This is a genomic window from Verminephrobacter aporrectodeae subsp. tuberculatae At4, from assembly GCF_000193225.1.
Classification (GTDB): Bacteria; Pseudomonadota; Gammaproteobacteria; order Burkholderiales; family Burkholderiaceae_C; genus Acidovorax; species Acidovorax aporrectodeae.
Genome location: NZ_AFAL01000596.1, coordinates 1 through 246 on the forward strand (window position 1 = coordinate 1; position 246 = coordinate 246).

Below are 246 nucleotides of genomic sequence, written 5' to 3' on the forward strand. Positions count from 1 at the left end.
GGGCATCGACGAGACCAGTATGCGCCGGGGACAGAACTACATCACCGTCGTGCATGACCTCGATGCCAAACGACTGCTGTTCGCCACCGAGGGACGCGATCACAAGACGGTGCTCGATTTTGTTGACGATCTGAAGGCCCATGGTGGCGACAGCGAGCAGGTCAAGCATGTGTGCATGGACATGAGCGCGGCCTACGCCAAGGGAGTGGGGTTGGCGTTGCCGCAGGCGCAGATCAGCTACGACCG

General features: G+C 61.0%; 1 protein-coding gene. It reads left to right on the forward strand.

Annotated features, from left to right (window positions below; all coding sequences use genetic code 11):
- On the forward strand, positions 1 to 246 hold a 246-nt coding region (locus VTU_RS28335), incomplete at both ends, for a transposase (protein WP_010107041.1).